We start from the raw sequence: 20,321 nt of genomic DNA, 5'->3' as shown, positions 1-20,321 counted from the left end.
AAAATGCAAGGAAGGGCCGGAGACACGATTCGCGACAACTTGTCACAAAATGACATCGTGTCACGCACAAAAAAAGGGAGGCCGAAGCCTCCCAAGGACACACAGGGGGTTGATCACCTCCGATTACTACCGGAGGCCATCGCTTTAGTGCTCGTTCGCAACCTCGGCACCCGGGGCTTCAGGATCCGCCGTGAAGCCGAGCAAACGGGTTCTCTCAATCAGGAAGTAGAGGACAGCGCCGGTGGCGAGCCCCCAGCCCGCGCCATAGACCGCCAGCACCACACCCATGGTGCCGGCAATGCCCCGTTCCGTGTTGTTTTCCAACTGCTCCAGGCCCACCATCAGGCAGATGTAACCGGTCAGAAGCAAAGTCAGGGAGAGAGCAATCGGCAGCACGGGCTGGAAAAAACTGACCAGCGGCAGCACAAACAGCGCTATGAAACCGGTGATCCAGAAGGTGCCGCCACCACTGTAGATGGAATCCATCGCGTTACGGCCGTACTTGTAGCGCTCCGCCATGGTCGCGGTAACCGCTGTCCAGATCGGGCCAGCCAGGCCCGGGTACGGCGCGAAAAACGCGTGCATACCATTACGAATGGACGTCACCAGGTGAACCCGGTCGATGCTGTTATCGATGTCTTCGTCTTTGCGCAGGTGGTCAACACGGTTCATCAGTGACTGACCCACCACGATGTCTCCGAAGGCAATGACATAAGCAATCACAGCGGTAGGAATCGCGTACATGAACACGCTGGCGTCCGGGAAGCCGACGGAGAACGGCAGGTAGTTCCAGAGCTCACCGAAGGCGGGCTGGGTGATCCCCCACTCCACGTTGGGCACATCGTATTCGCCAGTGGCAAAACCCACCAGAATCGCCACGACCATACCCGGCACCATGCCGTAGTTCGCGATCTTGCGGGCAATGGAGTTGCTCTCAACAAAGCCTTTAAACGATACAGAGAACATCAGGTACAGACAGACCAGACCACCGATGATCAGTGAAATCGGCGTATTGGCCAGACGACCGCCCGCCTCGATCTCACCCATGAGCGCGGCAATACCGGCACCAATGATAATCCCGCCTTTCATGGACCGGGGGATTAGCTCCACCAGCTTACTGCCCAGACGGGTCACGCCAAGGATCAGGAAAATCAGGAACACCAGGAACTGCAGTGCAAACAATGCCTGAATGGCCTCCGGGCCTGGTTCGTAATCGCCGAGGAACAGCAGAACCACCGGAATACCCGGCGTAATCCAGCCCGGCACCAGGGGAACGCCCAGCAGGGCCGGCAGCATAAAACCAATACCGCAGATCACCACGTAGGCCAGTGCCACGTCGTAGGGCACGCCAAGGTACTTTTCCAGCAATGGAATCATCGCCAGACTGACCACAAACATGATCAATGCCTGAACCATCTCCGCGAATTCCCAGCGATAGTGCACAAAGGGAAGACGGATCTTGAACGGGCCGGCTGGCCAATACGGCTGCTCTTCGCCGTTGTTTCGGTGGAACATTTGCATAAAAGGGTCTCCGGGCTCACGCGGAATGCGTGTGCCAGTCAGTGTTGTTTTTGTGGTTCGGGGCGGCTGCGCCCGGTCAGGCGCAGCCGTTAAGGATCAGCTCAGGTCTTTCGCCTGATCCCTCAGTACAAACTTCTGGATCTTGCCCGTGGAGGTTTTGGGCAGATCCGTGAAGACGACTGTTTTCGGTACCTTGAAACGGGCCAGATGCTCACGACAGAAGTTGATGATGTCTTCCTCGGAGACTTCTCCGGCTTCCGGCTTCAGGGTCACGAAGGCGCAGGGTGTTTCACCCCACTTTTCGTCCGGCCGCGCCACCACCGCGGCTTCCAGAACGGCCGGGTGACGGTAGAGGGTATCCTCCACCTCGATGGTGGAAATGTTCTCGCCGCCGGAGATGATGATGTCCTTCAGACGATCCTTGATTTCCATGTAACCGTCTTCGTGCCAGACCGCCAGGTCACCGGTGTGGAACCAACCGCCGCGGAAGGCTTCTTCGGTGGCCGTCGGGTTCTTCAGATAACCTTTCATCACGGTATTACCGCGCAGGAAGATCTCACCGATGGTCTTGCCATCCTTCGGCACGGGTTCCATGGTATTGGGGTCACCCACCATGGTGCCGGCCAGGGTGTGGTAGCGCACGCCCTGCCGTGCTTTCTTCCTGGCACGCTCATCCAGTGGCAGCTCATCCCACTCGGATTTCCAGGCACAGACGGTCACCGGGCCGTAGACTTCGGTCAGGCCGTATACATGAGTCACCTTGATGCCCATATCCTCAATGGCCTCGATGACCTGAGCCGGGGGCGCAGCGCCTGCCGTCATGGATTTCACGTCGTGATCAATCCCCGCTTTTGCCGATGCCGGCACGTTCAGAAGCGCGTTCAGGACGATCGGGGCACCGCACATGTGAGTAACCTGGTGCTCACGGATCAGGTGCAGGATCTTCTCGGGATCAACGCGACGCAGGCAGACATGGGTACCCGCCATAGCCGTCACGGTCCAGGGGAAACACCAGCCGTTGCAGTGGAACATCGGCAACGTCCAGAGATAGACCGGATGCATGCCCATGGACCAGACCGCCTGGTTACCCAGGGAATTGATGTAAGCGCCCCGGTGATGGTAGACAACCCCCTTGGGATTGCCGGTAGTGCCGGAGGTGTAGTTCAGGGAAATGGCATCCCACTCGTTTTCCGGGAAGCTCCACTGGAATTCCGGATCGCCTTCCTGCAGCAACGCCTCGTAGTCCAGATCGCTGACCTGCACGCCTTCGCCGTATTCCGGATCGTCGACATCGATCACCAGGGGCTTGTGCTCCAGGTGACGAACGGCATCCTTGATCACCTGACCGAATTCCCGGTCGGCAATCACCACCTTGGCTTCGCCATGCTCAAGCATGAAGGCAATGGCGTCGGCATCCAGACGGACATTCAGTGTGTTCAGAACTGCGCCAATCATCGGCACGCCAAAATGGCACTCCACCATGGCCGGGATGTTTGGCAACATGACAGCCACGGTATCGCCGCGACCAATGCCCCGACCTTTCAGGGCTGACGCCAGACGCAGACAACGCTCATAGGTCTGCTGCCAGGTGTAACGGATAGCGCCATGCACCACCGCCGGAAAGTCCGGGTACACGCTGGCGGTTCTCTCAATAAAGTCGATTGGGGACTGTACCGCATAGTTGGCATCGAGGGGCTCAAGGCCCTGATCAAAAATCGAGGTCATCTGTTTGGTCCTCTGTGAGCACTGTTGTTCTTATGGCGTATTCAGGAGTATAGCTAGAGCAGCTATACTTTTAGCTGGGAAGAAATAGTATTTTATAGGATAAAAACTAGAAACTATACCAACGTATTATGGTGCATTTACTATAAAACGAACCATGACTCATACCCCAGCTCCTAACGCTTTTAGTCTGCCTGACGCCGATCCGCAACCCGGGCTGACCCTGAACCAAGACGCCCAGGTGTTATCCAGCAACCTGTCGGCAGAGGATCTCCTGGCCGAAACCCATTACAGCGCGCTTTCGGAGCTGCTTCCCGGAAATACCGAAGCGCTCGTCCATTCCGCGTTGCGCCAGGGGCGCGCCATCGAGAACGTCGAATCCCGCATTGAAGCCCGAATATTCCTGTGGACATTCATACCAGCAGTCGAATACGGGCAGGTGCTGGTCCGGGGCAGAGACGCCACCGACGACGTCCGTATGCATGAGGAAGCCACCCGGTCCAACCGCCTTTATCGCCTGATCACCGAGAACACAACGGATCTGATCTCTCGCCATGCGCCCGATGGCCGCTTTATTGATGCAACGCCTGCCTCCTGGCGCCTGTTGGGTTACTGGCCGGAAGAGTTGCGGGGGCGGTCACTGGAAGAGGTGTTTCGCGGGCTGACCGTGACCGAGCAGCTACTCGAAGCGCGCAAACATCTCAGGGATGACGGCTACGCCACCATGACCGTGGACATCGTGCATCGGGATGGCAGCAAACGCTGGTTTGAAATTGCCAGCCGAGCCATCCGGGAAACCTACACCGGTGCGGTGGTGGAAGTGGTCAGCGTATCCCGTGACATTACCGCCCGGGTGGAATCGGAGGAGAGCAACCGGCGACTGGCCGATGAGCTGGCCCACGCCGCCCGCCTGGCAACACTGGGTGAACTGGCCTCCAGTATTGCCCATGAGATGAATCAGCCGCTGGCCACCATCGTCAACTTTGCCAGCGCCAGCCAGCGCTACCTGAAGAATGCCCGGCAAAACCCGGAATGCCTGGACCGTGTCGATGACGGGCTTCAGAAAATCGTGCACCATGCCAATCGGGCATCAGAGGTGATCAAACGGCTGCGGGCCTTTCTGCGCAAGGGACAGAAACGCACGGCACCGCTCAGCCTCAACGACGCCATCACCAACGTCGCTCGCCTTTGCCATTGGGAAGCCGAGAAAAACCGTGTTCAGATTATCCCGGAGCTGGCAGACTCCGCCCCGGTCATCACCGCAGACGCCGTTCTGCTGGAGCAGGTTCTCATCAACCTGATACGCAACGCCATTGAAGCCAACATGGAAAGGCAGCAGGATGTGTCATCGCCGGAACCCACGAAAATCCGGATACGCACCTGCATCAACTGTGAAAACGAGACCCTGATTGAAGTCACCGATCAGGGGCCCGGTCTGGATGAGCAGGGCATTCGCCAGATGTTTCAGCCTTTCTACACCAGTAAACCCCAGGGGCTGGGGCTGGGGCTGTCGATGAGCCGGTCCATCATTGAAGGGTTTGGCGGATTTCTCGATGCACGACCGGCGGACACGGGCGGGCTGGCACTGATCTGCCGTTTCCCCGCCGCGCCGGGAAACAAGAACAAGACCTCGAACCGAACGGAGACAAGAACCGATGACTGAACGCCCGGCCAATGAAGCAACCACCGTGTACGTCGTGGACGATGACGCCGGCATGCTGGAATCCACTCAATGGTTGCTGGAATCCGTTGGCCTTGATGTCCAGGCCTACAGCGATGGCCGGAAATTTCTCGAAGCCATCAGCTCGGAAAGGGCTGGCTGCGTGGTGCTCGACGTCCGAATGCCGGGCCTGGGCGGCCTCAACGTTCAGGAAGAGCTGCAAAAGCGAGGGCTCGACCTGCCCATCATCTTTGTTTCCGGCCATGCGGATGTGCCCATCGTGGTACGGGCCTTCAAATCCGGGGCCTTCGACTTTATCGAGAAGCCCTTCAACGAACAGCTGCTGCTGGACAGCGTGCAGCAGGCGCTTCAGGAACATCAACAACCGAACCGTGGCAACTTCCAGTCCGACGAACAGACCGAAGCACTGATGGCCACCCTCACCCGCCGGGAACGGGACGTCTTTTTGCCCCTGGCCCAGGGCTACACCAGCCGGGAAATCGCCGAAAAACTGGACGTGAGCGTTAAAACCATTGATCTGTACCGGGCCCGGGTCATGAAACGGCTGGGCGCCGATCGCCTGCCGGATGTGACAGGGCTCGCCATCGCCGCAGGCCTGATCGATCCTCTGGACCTGCGCCGGGACGAGCACTGATCACTCGACCTGGGTCATCGAAGCTTTGACAAGACTCCCCAGGCGCATGACCGCATGCTCGATGCGTTCACTCCACGGATTGGCGGTGTTGATCCGCAGGCAATTCTCGAACTTGTTGGTGGTCGAAAACATCAGCCCCGGCGCCACATTGATGTCCTCGGCCCGGGCCTGTTGGTAGATCTCGGTTCCCGAGACCGCTTCCGGTAACTGCACCCAGAGCACAAATCCACCCTGTGGCCGGCTCACCGCCGTTCCTTCCGGAAAGGCGCGGGAAACAGCCGCCCGCATCCGCTCGGCACCCTCACGATAGTGCTGACGCGCTGTTCGCAGGTAGCGATCGTATCCCCCCTGCTCCAGAAAATGTGCCACGGCCATTTGCGGGATAGAGGAAGTTGCCAGATTCACGAAATACTTGTGCTGCCGGGCGCTCGCCATGTGGCGGCCGGGCACCATCCAGCCGAGCCGCAGCCCCGGCGAAATGGTTTTGGAAAAGGAACTGCAGTAGATCACGTTGTCTGTGCGATCGAATGCCTTGGCCGGGCGCGGGCGATCCCCGATATGGTGAAGATCACCATAGATATCATCCTCGATCAGCGGGACATTCGCGGCGGCCAGCATCGACACCAGCTGCTTCTTGCGCTCATCGGACATTCTCGCGCCCATGGGATTGCTGTGATTGGTGACCACCACGCAGGCCTTGAGCGGCCACTGTTCCAGCGCAAGCTCCAAGCCTTCCAGGCTCAGCCCCTCGGCCGGGTGCGTTGGAATCTCGATCACTTTAAGGCCGACAACTTCCAGCGCCTGGAGGATACCCGGGAACGATGGAGACTCCACCGCCACAATGTCTCCGGGCTGGGTAACTGCCCTCAGCGCCAGGATGATGGCCTCCTGGGCACCGTTGGTCGCCAGCACGTCGTCTGGCGTGATCGGAACCCCGAGCGTGGCCATGCGCTGAGCAATCTGGCGGCGAAAACATTCCTTTCCCGGAAAGGCGTAGTCCAGGGTCTCCAGCCCACGGCGCGCCGCCCAGAGCGTGCACTGCTGAATCTGTCGAAGCGGCAGGTAGTCAGGGTGCGGAATCGCCGTCGCCAGCGGCACCATCCGCTTCTGTTCGTCGGCACACAATTCAAGGGTCATTTCCCGGGCGCTGACCGGCACCGGCCGGCTGCGATGGCGCCGCATCACAGGTTCCGGGGCATCCAGCGCGGGCAGTTTGACGAAATACCCGCTGCGCTCCCGCGCCTGCAAATAGCCCCGCCCTTCCAGGGTTTGGTGGGCCTGCAATACCGTTGAAATGCTGACCCCGAATTGCCGGCTCAGCACCCTCACGCCCGGCAACCGGTCGCCATCACGATAGACCCCTTCCTGGATCAGGGCCTGAAGCTTGTCCGCCACCTGGTTGTAGAGCACACCCATGTCCAATCCTCACCGGTTCATTCAACACTTAATTCAATCCTGTACGGCCATTCCACCAGATCTATCTCGGCAGTGAACGGTACAGTTGCCCCCAAAAGAAAGCAGCACAGATTATCCACGAGTGCATCTGTACCGGTCCAAAATACGCCTACCTGAATCTGTAACGCAACCTCAATGAATCCGACAATAGTCCCATCAGAAACGGAAGAGGGAGTTTCATCATGGGCATCGCCGACACACGTCTACAGCCCCCGGCCGCAACCCGGAAAGATCTGCTTGCACTCGGAAGCTCTGCGCTTGGAGCGTCCAGGAATGTGGATGTCAGCCTGCGCTGGCTCAAGGATCTGGGGTTCGCGATCATGGAAAGATCCGAGGGACACTGGATTCTGACCCACACAGCCGCCCTGCCAGAGCTGCATTTCTACAGCGCACTGGAACTGGAGCAGTTTGCCAGGCACCGGGCGCGCCACTACGCTAAACGTTCACTTCAGGAGAACTGCGCATGAGCTATCCGATCTATCAGGTCGATGCCTTTACTGACCAGATCTTTGGCGGTAATCCTGCCGCTGTGATGCCGCTGGACAGCTGGCTACCCGACGAGACGCTGCAATCCCTGGCGGCGGAAAACAATCTTTCCGAAACCGCCTTTTTTGTCCCCACCCCGGAAGACAGAGACAGCGACTTTCATATCCGCTGGTTCACACCGGGAACGGAAGTGCCGCTGTGTGGCCATGCCACCCTGGCCAGCGCCTGGATCATCTTCAACAAACTGGGCTGGGACAAAAACGAGATTCGCCTGCAGTCCAAGAGCGGGCCGCTCGGAGTCACCAGGACCGAAGACGACTGGCTGCTGCTGGATTTCCCCAACCTCCGGTTTGAACAAGAGGCAACACCCGCGATCATCCATGAAGCACTGGAAGGCGCGCCGGATACCGCCTTTTTTGTTCCCAACGATACCAACTACATGGTGGTTCTGGAGAACGAAGCAGCAGTCCGCTCGGCACAGCCGGACCTGCGAAAGCTCAAACAGCTGGGCAATCAGGGCCTGATCATCACCGCCCCGGGTGACCAGGCCGACTTCGTCAGCCGCTACTTCGCGCCGGGAGCCGGCATTGATGAAGACCCGGTGACTGGCTCGATTCACAGCGTGCTGGTGCCCTACTGGGCCGAGAAGCTGGGTAAAAGCAAGCTGGACGCACGCCAGGTGTCCGCTCGCGGCGGGGTTCTCCGCTGCGAACTGAAAGGCGACCGTGTGGCCATCGCCGGGCAGGCGGCGTTTTACATGGAAGGCGCCGTACACCTGCGCTGAGACTGGTATACTGCCCGCCGAATTTATCAACCGGCGGGCAGGCATGACGGCACACTCCAGTAACCAGTACGACGTAATCATCATCGGCGCCGGAGCCGCCGGGTTGATGTGCGCCGCCACAGCCGGCTACCGGGGCCGCAAAGTGCTGGTGCTGGACCACGCCAACAAGCCGGGCAAGAAGATCCTGATGTCCGGCGGTGGCCGCTGCAACTTCACCAACCTCAACAGCACACCGGCCAACTTTCTCTCAGACAACCCGCACTACTGCATTTCCGCGCTCAAACGCTATACGCCGCAGGACTTTCTGGAACTGGTGGATCGCCACGGCATCGAGTACGAGGAAAAAGCGCCCGGGCAACTGTTCTGCCGTGACAGTGCCAAAGACATCCTCAACCTGTTACTCACCGAGTGCGAATGGTCCGGTGCGGAGATACGGATGAAAACCTCCGTGTCCGCCGTCAACGAGAACGATGGCGGCTATACGCTCAACACCAGCGCCGGCACGCTGAGTTGCGAATCACTGGTGATCGCCACCGGCGGACTCTCCATCCCCACCATGGGCGCCACCGGATTTGGCTACGAGATCGCCCGCCAATTCAGCCTTTCGATACTGCCCACCCGTGCCGGGCTGGTGCCCTTTACCCTGCAGCCAGACCTGAAAGAGCAGCTCTCTCCCCTTTCGGGCATCAGCACCGAGGTGGTTGCAAGCTGCCATCAGCAGCACTTCCGGGAACCCATGCTGGTCACCCACCGTGGCCTGAGTGGACCGTCCATGCTGCAGATCTCCAGCTACTGGAACCCGGGCGACGAGATCTCTATCAACCTGCTGCCCGCCTGCCAGATTCAGGAAGATCTGCTGGCCCTGCGCAAGAACAAACCGCAGTCCACCATCGCCCAATACCTGTCACAGCACATGCCCAAGCGCTTCGCCCAGGCCTTCAACGAACTCCAGGGCTGGAACGGCCCGCTGCAGGCCTACAAGAATTCGGATATCGAACAGATTGCTACCCTGCTTGGCAGCTGGCGCATCAAACCCTCCGGCACCGAAGGCTACCGGACGGCCGAGGTAACGCTGGGGGGCGTGGATACCCGCCAGTTGTCGTCAAAAACCATGGCCGTTCAGGATCGACCGAACCTGTATTTCATTGGGGAAGTGGTGGACGTGACCGGCCACCTGGGTGGGCATAATTTTCAATGGGCGTGGGCGTCTGGGGTGGCTGCCGGGCAGGATGTTTAGGGGGTGACCTCCCATAATTCTAAATCAGACAATTGTAATTGTTTTGAGACAACGAACTTAAATTCGTTATCATTTTTAGACAATTTCTAGATTGTGCAGGTCAAGTGCACATCAAATATATCCCCCCCCCAAAAACAAAAAACAATAACCTTAGAAAATCGTGCTCTCCGCGTTGCAGAGCAAAGCCCCAAGTTGGCATCCTCATATCCTCTCCAGTAACGAAAGGAACCACCCACCAATATGCAAAGGGAGTAGAAATCAGCAAGAAAAGAAACAAACGTTCAACATCTCTTTCTCCCTGCAGCAACCTAGAAACAACAACGCTGGCCATCAGGACGGTTAAAATGAAAAATCGGTTCTTTAATACAGTGTTTATTTGCATGCGTAACAATCATCAATCAAAATTTCGGATTCAGAGAATCCATATTGAACAGCGGTATTAACGCTTCTTTGAAGCATATCACTACCAAATGCTTTTTGAGTGAAATACTCTGAACTGCTCCCGGCATGTATTGTGATAACGCCTATACCGGTCTCACGATAGTTGCCTAATGACATATCGTAAACAACTTCCCCAGCACTGACTGAGTCAGAAATCAATCTTAAGCCTCTAATAGGTACCTCAAGAGCATCAACCATCACCCTCCCTCCATACCGCAGGTCTGCAGTCTCACTACTTAGAAACCACGTCGAAAATAGTCTTTTAAGGGTTCCACCCCGTTTCCACGGACGGTTTTAAAACGGCATTCCGCCGATTGCGATCAACAGCACGCCGCTCAAGGCCGCCGGCCGGAACCCGAGGCATTCCACTATCTCTTAGGCTGTTGGTGACCGGGCGCTTACGCTAATGGCTATACAGGTTCATCATAGTTAGAAATCTCCAACAGGTTCCCATCGGGGTCCCGAAAGTAGATGGAGGTAATCGGGCCCTTGGCGCCGGTTCGTGAAACAGGCCCCTCCAACACTTCTACATCTAGGTGCTTGAGGTGCCGGAGCACATCCCGAACAGGAACTGATGCCACAAAACACAAATCACTTGAACCAGGCATGGGAACCTTCGCGTGCGGCTCAAACTCCTGACCACATTGATGCAGGTTTATCTTTTGGGAACCGAACTCCAGTGCTTTTCGGCCACCACCAAAGGTGACAACTTTCATGCCCAATACCTTGGAGTAAAAGGTACAACTCTCTTCTATGTCAGCAACCGTCAGGACCAGATGGTCAATCGAATCAATGATGCTCAAAATGTCTGCTTCCTTGCTTTTTACTGGTGTTCGACCCTAACGGCTACCGCCGTGATCAGGATTGGTCTTCTTTACCGTATGACGCCCATGGCAGGCTCTATTTATATTTGGGTCCGCGTTTCTGCGCCCTGGTGCACCGGAGCAACAAGTAGCGCAGCGGAGGGGACCAAAAGCGCCCCGCTTTTGGCGTCCGGTTGACTGCCTGGCTATTCGGCATTTCTCGCCTGCTCAAGCACTCGCGTCAGCCGATCAAGATTTTGCTCATTTGCTGGGCCAGCCCTCTCTTTGACTACCTGGGCAGTTTGAGCATCTTCAAACACTTGATTCCAGGTTACGTGCGTACCATCAGCTTCGGGGGTGAGCTCAACTGTGAGTCGGAAATTTGGCGGGCAGTCATGGTGAATGACTATTTTCGAATTCGGCTCAAGCACTTCGAACTTGCTCTCGTTATGATGCTCGGTTCCGTCTGGGGCGTGCATTATGAACTTCCAGCGCCCCCCTTCCCTAAAATCATGAATGTCGAAAGTATTTGAAAAGCCCTCAGGCCCCCACCAGGCCGCCAACAATTCAGGCGAAGCAAATGCCCCGTAAATTTCTTGTGGGGAGAAAGGTAGAGTTCTAGAGGTACGTAGCGTTCTATCGTCAGTCATGCTTGGAACTCCGAGTTTGCGGGGATCGTGCCGTATAACGCCGCGCACACCGGCGCGAGCTTGCGAGCATCCGGCAGCCGGAGGCTGCATAGTGATGCACTTGGTTATGTGTTGATTCGGCTGCCATGTTAGTTCGACAGGTTAAGCTGCCACGACACGCCATACTTATCCTTCAACCACCCAAATTTCTGGCTAAAGCCATAGTTATCCAAAGGCATTAGCTCTGAACCACCCTCGGCGAGGGCCCGAAATGCCTTCTCTATCTCGCTCATTGATTCACACTCAACATACAGTGACATGGAAGGTGTAAAGGTAAATGGGTGGTCAAGATGACTGTCCAGCGCCATAAACTCGGTGCCGCTTATCGTAAACCTAGCCATCTTCGCAGAACCTTCTGGTTCATGCTCGCCAGCTTCGTAGCGCTGAAGGTCAATGATCTCTGAATCAGGGAATAGAGAGGTATAAAATTTGATTGCCTCCTCGGCTTTCCCGGCCTTTTCCCCGACAAACATGAGCGAGGTCTTAATGGATTTCATTTGTCCCTCCGTTCTAGTTCGCACACATAACGCGGAGCACAGCGGCGGCCCGTCAGGGGCGTCCGGCGGCCGCAGGCCGCGTACTGATGCGTTTTGTTAGTAGTTTTTGCCAAAGACATAGTTCCGCCCCAAGTAAATTAGGTGAACTGATGCGGCAAGGGGCAACGAGGCAATGCCTAGTTGCCAACTACCACCTCCCTCGCCAGCCATGACCAGAAAACCTGAAACAGCCAATATTCCGAAGGACATAAACAACAATATTTTTCGAGGCGACAAAGTGCGTGAGTCGGGCTCCAATATCTTGATGACCAGAGAAATAAGTGCAGCCATACCCAACCAGCCGCCAAGTAGCATTGCCAACAGATAGACTCCGGCCATGTGCCCGTTTACCAAAGACTCGAGCGCTACGGGAATAACAACGAGACCCATAAGCAATATTATGAATGCTGGGCCAAAGCAAATGACCACTTCCGCAAGCAGCAGGATCTTTAGCACAGGCTTCATTGGTACTCCATCAACTGCTAACAGCAATTAGACCGAACGCTTGATGATTGCAGAAATCTGACCGCTTCGTTATTACAGTCCCTGCATCACTTTGAGCTCTGATCATAGATTTATAAAACAACAGGTTAGCCCACCGTTCGACCACTTTCCATGTAATCATTTGAGCGCCATGATCCACGCAACGAATCATGCGGTACAAAATTTCAGCATGGAACAGACAGGTGTGGGGAGCTTTGAGAACTCAGAACTGTGTTCGGGAAATGGACAAGGTAACGCTGCGTGCGCAGCGCGTGGCAGTCGGGAGGGGTTCTTAACGAGGCCGGGATTTACCCCGGCCCCATAGATCGTTAGCGAAGAATCACCAACGGCTTCTCAGCGGTTTTCAGCATGGTGGTGGTTGTGCTGCCCACCAGGAACTGGCGAATGCGGGAATGGCCGTAGGCGCCCATCACCAGCAGGTCGATGTCGTGCTGCTCCTGGTAGGCGTGCAGGGTCGGCTCCACGTCGCCGGCGCGGATGGCCAGGGTGATTTCCGCGCCCAGGCCAGAGAGCATTTTTTCGGCGCGCTTGAGCTGCTCCCAGCGGTCGCTGGTGTCCGGTCCCACCATTACCAGATGCAACGGCAGGCCTCTCAGCACCGGGCTGGCTGCGATCAGTTCAACGCCTTTGAACGCGGTGGAGCTGCCGTCGAATGCTAGCATGGCGCTTTTCGGTGTGGTGAACTCATCCGGCACCAGCAGAACCGGGCGGTGCAGGCTGCGAATGGCGGTTTCCAGCTGGCTGCCGATGTGAACATCGCGATCCGAACTGCTCTCTCCGTGCAGCCCCATCACGAACAACCGGGTCTGGCTTTCCAGAGCCAGCAAGGAGTCGGTCAGGTCGCCGTGGCGCTGGCGCTTCTGTACTTCACCAGCGCCCGCTTCCTGCACCCGTCGCTCTGCCTCATCCAGCATGTGGTGGCCGTGTTCGAGGGCGAGCTTGGCGCGCTTCCGGTCCAGCTCCGCCAGCTCTTCCAGCAGGTGCTCGCGGCTGCCAAGGCCGATGCTGCCGGCCAGATCCGGCTCAGCCGGGTAACGCTCCTCATCCAGAACGTGCAACAACGTCATTGGAGTTTCCATGTGCCGGCTGGCCCAGGTGGCGTAATCGCACACCGCAGGGGCGGCACGGGAACCATCAATACAGGCGACGACACGCAACATATTCACCTCGCGCTCCCTTTCAGACAGGTGATCATTCTGGTTGTGATTATGACCGGCATTGTTAGCAGATTCGCTGCTCTGTGTCATTTCAGTGCCCCATCAGCTGGTCTACGGCTTCCGGCTTGTCGTGCACGCCGAACCGGTCAACGATGGTTGCGCTGGCCTCGTTCAGGCCGATCACTTCCACTTCAGCACCTTCACGGCGGAACTTGATAACTGCCTTATCCAGAGCGCCCACGGCAGTGATGTCCCAGAAATGCGCCCGGCTGAGGTCAATCACAACGTTATCCACGGCTTCCTTGAAGTCGAAGGACTGCAGGAACTTTTCAGAGGAGCTGAAGAATACCTGGCCCACCACGGTGTAAGTGCGGGTGTCGGACTTTTCATCAAGCTCCGACTTCACCATCATGAAATGACCGATCTTGTTGGCGAAGAACAGTGCCGCCAGCAGCACGCCGGCCAGCACGCCGAAGGCCAGGTTGTGAGTCGCGACCACCACAATCACGGTCACCAGCATGACGATGTTGGTGGAAAGCGGGTGGTTCCTCAGGTTCACAATCGATTCCCACGAGAAGGTACCGATGGAAACCATGATCATCACGGCCACCAGCGCCGCCATGGGGATCTGAACCAGAATCTTGTCCAGCACCAGTACCATGACCAGCAGGAAGATACCGGCAGTGAACGTGGACAGCCGGGTCCGGCCTCCGGATTTCACGTTGATGATGGACTGGCCAATCATGGCACAGCCGGCCATACCACCGATCAGACCAGAGCCGATGTTGGCAACGCCCTGACCTTTGCACTCACGGTTGCGATCACTTTCGGTGTCGGTGAGGTCATCGACGATGGTGGCGGTCATCATGGATTCCAGCAGGCCCACCACCGCCAGAGGCAGTGAGTACGGCAGGATGATCATCAGGGTTTCCATGTTCAGGGGCACATCGGGCCACAGGAAAATCGGCAGGGTGTCCGGCAGTTCGCCCATATCTCCGACGGTGCGGATGTCCAGGCCAAGCGCCACGGAAACGGCGGTCAGCACGATGATACAGACGAGAGGTGAAGGCAGCACCTTGCCCACCCAGGGCAACAAGGGGAACAGATAGATGATGCCCAACCCGGCCGCTGTCATGGCGTAAACATGCCAGGTAACGTTGGTCAGTTCGGGCAACTGTGCCATGAAGATCAGGATTGCCAGTGCGTTTACAAACCCGGTCACCACCGAACGCGAGACAAAGCGCATCAGGCTGCCCAACTTCAGATAACCGGCAACAATCTGGATCACACCGGTGAGGATGGTGGCGGCCAACAGGTACTGGAGGCCATGTTCCTTCACCAGGGTCACCATGAGAACCGCCATGGCGGCGGTGGCCGCGGAGATCATGCCCGGGCGGCCACCGACAAACGCGATGATCACGGCGATACAGAACGAGGCATACAGCCCCACTTTGGGGTCAACCCCGGCGATGATAGAGAACGCAATCGCCTCGGGAATCAGGGCCAGTGCCACCACGATTCCGGAGAGCAAATCTCCACGAACATTGGAGAACCATTGGTTCTTCAGTGAATTAACCATAATAAGATCCGTCAGATTGAAAAATTCCGGCGAGCTTTTTCGAATTCAGGGGGTACAAAAGGGCCGCGAAGCTTACCAAATTACCGTCCGTTAAGTAAGTCAGGCTTTCTAACACGCTTTCTTGATAACCTGATGACACGCTAGACTTCACTCATACAACCCACTGATATCAGAGCATTCATGGACGACGTCGCCGCGCAGTTTTTGAGCAATCATCAAACCACCATCCGGCTGGCTATCGCCCTGCTTCTGGGGGCCATTATCGGCCTGGAACGGGGTTGGGAAGCCCGGGACCAGAAATCCGGAGAGCGCATCGCGGGCATCCGGACCTTTGCTCTGGTGGGACTTCTGGGTGGCATATCAGCAGTGCTGGCCCGCGAAATCACCCAGTGGGCATTCCCGGTGTTACTGGTAAGCGTGGTCGCCATGGGCATCGTGGCCTATAGCGAGCGCCTCGCGCATATCCGCAACTTCAGTATCACCGGCATGGTGGGGATGGTGCTTACATTCTGCTTCGGAGCCATCGCCGTGGCGGTCGACCCGGTCATGGCAACGGCGTCAGCGGTAACCACCGCCATCATTCTGGACAACAAGGAAGAGATCCACGGCTGGGTTCACCGGCTCAAGGAGCACGAGCTGGACGCCGCACTGAAGCTGCTAGTGATTTCCGTGGTCATGCTGCCGCTGTTGCCCAACGAGCGGCTGGGCCCGGGTGGCGTGCTCAACCCCCGTGAAATCTGGTGGATGGTGGTGATGATCGCCTCCATCTCGTTCGTGGGCTATTTCGCCATTCAGGTAGGCGGCACCCGCAAAGGCATCCTGTTTACCAGTCTCTTTGCCGGTCTGAGCTCTTCCACGGCGCTAACGCTGCACTTCTCCAGGCAATCCGCGCAAAACCCTCAGCTCAGCGGGCAGCTCGCGGCAGGCATTCTGATCGCCTGCGGCACCATGTTTCCCCGGATACTGGCGTACTGTTACGTGATCAATCGGGAGCTCCTGCCCAGCCTTATCTGGCCGGTACTGATCATGACCGTGCTTCTCTACGGCCCTGCCCTGTTTATCTGGCGCCGCCACTCCGGCACGTTGGATGTGTCCCAGCCGACACTCAACCAGAATCCGCTCGATCTCACGTCGGCCCTGGTATTCGGACTGTTGCTGACCGCCATTCTTCTGCTCGGGGAGTTTCTCAAGAACTGGCTCGGGGATGCCGGTATTTATGTGCTGGCCGCCAGCTCCGGTGTTGCAGATGTCGACGCGATCACCCTGTCGCTGACCCGCATGTCCGTCGACACGCTGTCGATGAACACCGCCGTCATCGGGATCGTGATTGCGGCGGCAACCAACAATCTCATCAAAGCCGGAATGGCCGGGGTCATTGGCAATCGGCACACGGGGATGATGGTGGCCATTCCGATGGCCCTGTCCCTGATTGCAGGGCTGAGCGTTGCCTGGTTTCAGTGATCAGCGTGCCCGGCGGAACGTGAGGTTATAGCGACAGGCGCCGGTCATTGGGTGGTTCCCGGCTTTCAGTGTCAGCACACCGTGGTATCTCAGCCGCGAGGCGCCTCCCCATACCACGACATCTCCATGTTGCAGGGGGATCTTCACAGGTCGCTCGCTCCGCGTCGTTCCGCCGAACTGAAAAACCTGGGGCAGCCCGAGGGACACCGACACGATGGGCTGGGAAAAGTCCACTTCGTCCTTGTCCTGATGCAACCCCATCTTTGACCCCGGTTCGTAACGGTTGATCAGACAGGCATCCGGGACGAAGTCAGGAAAGCCCGCCTGACTGGCTATCTCGGTTGCCAGCTTCGAAAACCGGGCCGGCATCGACGGCCAGGGGCGCCCCGTGACCGGATCTTCGGCCTGGTACCGATACCCCTTCTCATCTGTTACCCAGCCATACTCACCGCAGCAGCTCATCGCCACGGACATGGTATGGCCACCCGGTGTTTTCATTTGTCTCGGTGGTGATACGGCGAAGTTTTCCCGGATCGTCTCAATCAGTTCCGGCGCCTCCTCAGCGGCCGCGCCCCGGAGAATCACTGCACCCTCACAGATCGGCTCAATCCTTTTTTCCAGTGGCTGGTCTGCAAACAGATCAAGGGTCATAACGTGCTACTTTTACAGAGAAAAAAGAAAATAATCCCGGGAGCGACTACGCTTTATACAGTCTACGCCCCATTCTGGCTTAGCGCTTGATTCATTGCCCCATACAGGGACGTCCCATGCTCCGAAAAATCAAACCTGCGCAGGTTTCTCTCGCACTGTTGATTGCATCAACCATCACGCTGGCCATGCTGGTGCTGGCCATCTTTCTGGTTGGCCAGACCTTTCGGGGCATGGAGAGCGCGAAAGTGCAGGCAGCCAGTGTGTCCGCTCGCCACCTTGCCATCAGTGTGGATGACCGAATCCTCGCAATCACGGCACCACCCTCAACCGCTCTGGCGGTCCTGAGCCATGACCCTCTGGCATCGTCCACCACGCTCGATCAGAGATTGTCCCGGCTGCCGGTCATTGCCAACATTCTGAGCAGCAGCGATATCGTCAGCGCGGTCTACACCGGCTATGCCGACGGCGACTTTTTCCTGCTTCGCAAGGTTCGCAGTTCCGGTGTCATGCAATTCCCCGATGCGCCGGATGGCACGCGCTTTCTGCTTCAGGCTATCGACACGGAAGATGGCCGGCAACTGCGCGAATGGCGCTTCTACGATGAGCAGCTCCAGTTGCTTGAACGCAAAACCGTGCCCGACTACACCTACGACCCCAGAACACGGCCGTGGTTCAAAGCCGCGTCCGACTCGCCCCGAACCGTGTTATCGGCTCCGTATGTCTTCTTCACCACCCGAGAAACCGGCCTGACACTTTCACGGCGCGCCGCGCGATTCGGCGAGCAGGCCAGCATCTTCGGTATCGACGTGACGGTGTCCGATCTCAGTCATCAGTTGGAAGAACTGAAACAGACACCGGGCACCCAGATTGCCATCGTGAATCCAGAGAATCAGGTGCTTGCCAGCACCACCGACAACAGCGACCCGGGGCCTGCAATAAGCGGTGCACTGAATCACCGGGGTACCCGCGTCAGCAACAGTTCTGTCACGCGCTATAACGTCGACGGGGAGGACTGGTACGGCATGTCGGAACCGCTCAATGCGCTCTCAGCCCAGCAACTGAACATTGCTGTCACCATCCCGGCCGATGAGCTCCTGGCTGAAGTCTGGGAAACCCTCGCACGACAAACGCTGATCGCCGGCATTATTGCGATTTTCCTTTTGATTTTCGGATGGTTTATCGGGCAAAGGGTCGGGCGCCCGCTGGAACGCTTGACCGATCAGGTCAGCAAACTGTCCCGCTTCCGGTTCGATACCCAGATCAAATCCGACTCTTACGTACGGGAAGCCCGTAAACTTGGCGATGCCATCGATGATATGGCCAGTACCATTCGCAGCTTTCAGAGCATTTCTACCGTCCTCAACAGAGGGCAGAACCTGAATGAACTGTTACTGGACATTCTGCTCCAGATCGCCCACATCGTCGGCCAGGAGCGGGGAGCGATATATCTTTTCCGCGGCCAGCAAAAGGATCTGTCGCTCGCTGTGAACCGGGATCTTGATATTCCCGAGACCATCCCCGGCATTGCTGCGGACCTTGATGACAATGAGCTGATCCGGATTCTGCGCGGTCACATCGGGGGACACCCGGTATTCGCCATCCTGCGCAACCGGGAGAAACAGCTCGTGGGCGTGCTGATCATCGAGATGGAACACGGAGATCATACCCATCTCAGCGACGACCTCATTGTGTTCGTGGATGAAATCGCCGGCTCTGCAGCCGTCGCCATCGAAACCCGGGAGCTCATCGAGAGCCAGCAGGCCTTGCTTGAGGGCATTATCAGACTGGTCGCCAACGCCATCGATGCCAAATCCCCCTACACCGGCGGGCATTGCGAAAGGGTACCCAAGCTGGCCCAGATGATGGTGGATGAAGCCATCACCAGTACCGCCCCCGCCTTCGCCAGCTTCACGATGAACGACGAACAGAAGTATGAGTTCCACCTTGCCGCCTGGCTCCATGACTGCGGCAAGATCACCAGCCCCGAGTTTGTGGTCGACAAGGCGGTCAAACTGGAAACCATCCATAACCGGATCCACGACATACGAACCCGGTTTGAAGTGCTGCACCGTGACGCCGAGATCCGGTACCTGGAACGAAGGCTCCAGGGTGACGACGAGGCATCCGCCCGCACCGAGCGCGACGACCTTCAGGCCCGCCTCCAGGAAGAGTTTGCCTTCCTCGCCAGGGCAAATGAAGGCGGAGAATATATGCGCGAAGAAGACATCGCCCGCATCCGGGAGATTGGACAACGCCCCTGGCAGAGGCATTTCAGTGACCGGCTGGGCCTTTCGTCGGATGAAAAGATGGCACTGGAGGGCGTGCCAGAAGCGGAACTGCCGGTCACGGAAAATCTGCTCAATGATCGACCGGAACATCAGCGGAGCTGGGGAGACCGAATCCCACCGGTACAGAGAGACGATCCAGCGAATATCTGGGGTTTCGACATGAAGCTGCCAGAGCACGCCTATAACCGCGGTGAAATTCACAACCTGACTATCGCCAAGGGCACCCTCACCGACGAAGAGCGCTTCAAGATCAACGAGCACATCGTACAGACTATCTGCATGCTGGATGCCCTTCCCCTGCCGTCCCGACTCGCCAATGTGCCCCGGCTTGCGGGCACTCACCACGAGCGCATGGATGGCCAGGGCTACCCCTGTCGCCTCTCCGGCGATGAGCTGGGTATACCAGAGAGAATCATGGCCGTCGCAGACGTATTCGAGGCGCTGACGGCCGTTGATCGCCCCTACAAGAAAGGTAAAACCCTGACGGAATCACTGACCATCATGGCTCGGATGGTTGAGGAAGGTCACATCGACAAAGACGTTTTCGAGCTGTTCATCCGGTCGGGAATCTACCGGACCTACGCACAGCAACATTTGCACCCGGAACAAATCGATCAGGTTGATGAAAGCCAGTTCATGAATAACCACTGAAAAACCCGTATATTCAGTGGACTGAAAACGTACATAAGGAC

General features: G+C 57.4%; 18 protein-coding genes. 7 read left to right on the top strand and 11 right to left on the bottom strand.

From position 1 onward, the window contains the following. Positions 1–144 precede the first annotated feature (144 nt). Positions 145–1,521, bottom strand: a complete 1,377-nt coding sequence (locus D777_RS01230) for a solute carrier family 23 protein (RefSeq protein WP_036127969.1) — start codon at positions 1,519–1,521, stop codon at positions 145–147. A 96-nt stretch (positions 1,522–1,617) separates the two neighbouring features. Then, positions 1,618–3,246, bottom strand: coding sequence for an acyl-CoA synthetase (locus D777_RS01225; RefSeq protein ID WP_036127966.1), 1,629 nt, complete (start codon positions 3,244–3,246; stop codon positions 1,618–1,620). Between the two features lie 154 nt (positions 3,247–3,400). Between D777_RS01225 and D777_RS01220 the strand changes: the two genes are divergently transcribed. Together D777_RS01220 and D777_RS01215 are read left to right on the top strand one after the other, a co-directional pair. Then, complete coding sequence (locus D777_RS01220) at positions 3,401–4,906, top strand: PAS domain-containing sensor histidine kinase (RefSeq protein WP_036127964.1); 1,506 nt, start codon at positions 3,401–3,403, stop codon at positions 4,904–4,906. Beyond that, complete coding sequence (locus D777_RS01215; RefSeq protein ID WP_036127961.1) at positions 4,899–5,558, top strand: response regulator transcription factor; 660 nt, start codon at positions 4,899–4,901, stop codon at positions 5,556–5,558. The genes D777_RS01220 and D777_RS01215 overlap by 8 nt, the downstream gene beginning before the upstream one ends. Here the strand turns inward: D777_RS01215 and D777_RS01210 are convergent, their stop codons facing one another. Next, positions 5,559–6,974, bottom strand: coding sequence for an aminotransferase-like domain-containing protein (locus tag D777_RS01210; protein ID WP_036127957.1), 1,416 nt, complete (start codon positions 6,972–6,974; stop codon positions 5,559–5,561). It abuts the gene before it with no gap. A gap of 221 nt (positions 6,975–7,195) precedes the next feature. On the opposite strand from D777_RS01210, the gene D777_RS01205 reads away from it, so the two are divergent. From D777_RS01205 to D777_RS01195, 3 genes are read left to right on the top strand one after another with little or no spacing between them, the layout of a single operon-like run. Then, a complete protein-coding gene (locus D777_RS01205; RefSeq protein ID WP_051668908.1) occupies positions 7,196–7,480 on the top strand; it encodes a hypothetical protein in 285 nt (94 codons plus the stop codon). Continuing rightward, a complete protein-coding gene (locus tag D777_RS01200) occupies positions 7,477–8,283 on the top strand; it encodes a PhzF family phenazine biosynthesis protein (RefSeq protein WP_036127954.1) in 807 nt (268 codons plus the stop codon). Before D777_RS01205 ends, D777_RS01200 begins: the two co-directional genes overlap by 4 nt. A 43-nt stretch (positions 8,284–8,326) precedes the next feature. Beyond that, entirely contained in the window at positions 8,327–9,520 is a 1,194-nt protein-coding gene (locus D777_RS01195; protein WP_036127952.1) for a BaiN/RdsA family NAD(P)/FAD-dependent oxidoreductase, read from the top strand. 372 nt (positions 9,521–9,892) lie between these two features. Here the strand turns inward: D777_RS01195 and D777_RS17910 are convergent, their stop codons facing one another. The 7 genes from D777_RS17910 to D777_RS01160 form a co-directional block, all read right to left on the bottom strand. Then, a complete protein-coding gene (locus D777_RS17910; RefSeq protein WP_150112586.1) occupies positions 9,893–10,159 on the bottom strand; it encodes a hypothetical protein in 267 nt (88 codons plus the stop codon). A gap of 212 nt (positions 10,160–10,371) precedes the next feature. Continuing rightward, complete coding sequence (locus D777_RS01185; protein WP_036127948.1) at positions 10,372–10,764, bottom strand: VOC family protein; 393 nt, start codon at positions 10,762–10,764, stop codon at positions 10,372–10,374. 206 nt (positions 10,765–10,970) lie between these two features. Continuing rightward, positions 10,971–11,414 carry an SRPBCC domain-containing protein gene (locus D777_RS17775; protein ID WP_081849434.1) on the bottom strand — a complete coding sequence of 148 codons (444 nt, stop codon included), beginning with the start codon at positions 11,412–11,414 and terminating at the stop codon, positions 10,971–10,973. 128 nt (positions 11,415–11,542) lie between these two features. Continuing rightward, positions 11,543–11,950 carry a VOC family protein gene (locus tag D777_RS01175; protein WP_036127944.1) on the bottom strand — a complete coding sequence of 136 codons (408 nt, stop codon included), beginning with the start codon at positions 11,948–11,950 and terminating at the stop codon, positions 11,543–11,545. A 96-nt stretch (positions 11,951–12,046) separates the two neighbouring features. Then, positions 12,047–12,454: a hypothetical protein gene (locus tag D777_RS01170; protein WP_036127941.1), complete on the bottom strand. Its 408-nt coding sequence runs from the start codon at positions 12,452–12,454 to the stop codon at positions 12,047–12,049. 347 nt (positions 12,455–12,801) lie between these two features. Next, positions 12,802–13,653, bottom strand: a complete 852-nt coding sequence (locus D777_RS01165) for a universal stress protein (RefSeq protein ID WP_227501629.1) — start codon at positions 13,651–13,653, stop codon at positions 12,802–12,804. Positions 13,654–13,741: 88 nt separating this feature from the next. Beyond that, a complete protein-coding gene (locus D777_RS01160) occupies positions 13,742–15,229 on the bottom strand; it encodes a SulP family inorganic anion transporter (protein ID WP_036127937.1) in 1,488 nt (495 codons plus the stop codon). A 180-nt stretch (positions 15,230–15,409) separates the two neighbouring features. On the opposite strand from D777_RS01160, the gene D777_RS01155 reads away from it, so the two are divergent. Then, complete coding sequence (locus tag D777_RS01155; protein ID WP_036127934.1) at positions 15,410–16,690, top strand: MgtC/SapB family protein; 1,281 nt, start codon at positions 15,410–15,412, stop codon at positions 16,688–16,690. Here the strand turns inward: D777_RS01155 and alkB are convergent, their stop codons facing one another. Continuing rightward, positions 16,691–17,341: a DNA oxidative demethylase AlkB gene (alkB, locus tag D777_RS01150; protein WP_036127931.1), complete on the bottom strand. Its 651-nt coding sequence runs from the start codon at positions 17,339–17,341 to the stop codon at positions 16,691–16,693. A 116-nt stretch (positions 17,342–17,457) separates the two neighbouring features. Between alkB and D777_RS01145 the strand changes: the two genes are divergently transcribed. Then, a complete protein-coding gene (locus D777_RS01145; protein WP_036127929.1) occupies positions 17,458–20,280 on the top strand; it encodes an HD domain-containing phosphohydrolase in 2,823 nt (940 codons plus the stop codon). Positions 20,281–20,321: the final 41 nt, after the last annotated feature.

This window comes from Marinobacter nitratireducens (assembly GCF_000708045.1).
GTDB lineage: Bacteria > Pseudomonadota > Gammaproteobacteria > Pseudomonadales > Oleiphilaceae > Marinobacter > Marinobacter nitratireducens.
The sequence above is the reverse complement of the archived record's forward strand: the minus strand, read 5'-3'. Positions and strand labels throughout refer to the sequence as shown.